The following is a 401-nucleotide window of genomic DNA, read 5'->3' as shown; positions in this document are numbered from 1 at the left end:
TGGCCTTTCACCCCTACCCACAACTCATCCCCTCAGTTTTCAACCTAAGTGGGTTCGGGCCTCCACGACGTCTTACCATCGCTTCACCCTGGCCATGGGTAGATCACTCCGCTTCGGGTCTAGAACATGCCACTACAAACGCCCTATTCGGACTCGCTTTCGCTACGACTACCCCACACGGGTTAACCTCGCGACATGCCACTAACTCGCAGGCTCATTCTTCAAAAGGCACGCCATCACCCCCAGCAGACCAAACTGCTCGAAGGCTCTGACGGATTGTAAGCGCACGGTTTCAGGTACTATTTCACTCCCCTCCCGGGGTACTTTTCATCTTTCCCTCACGGTACTAGTCCGCTATCGGTCACCAGGGAGTATTCAGGCTTATCGGGTGGTCCCGACAG

At 55.4% G+C, this 401-nt stretch carries 1 rRNA gene; it reads right to left on the bottom strand.

Features of this window, described 5'->3' with window-relative positions:
• A 23S ribosomal RNA gene (locus MWU77_RS24465) occupies positions 1 to 401 on the bottom strand; the annotation flags it as partial.

It is taken from the genome of Rhodococcus sp. F64268, from assembly GCF_023015605.1.
GTDB lineage: Bacteria > Actinomycetota > Actinomycetes > Mycobacteriales > Mycobacteriaceae > Rhodococcus.
This window is presented reverse-complemented; position numbering and strand designations above follow the sequence as displayed.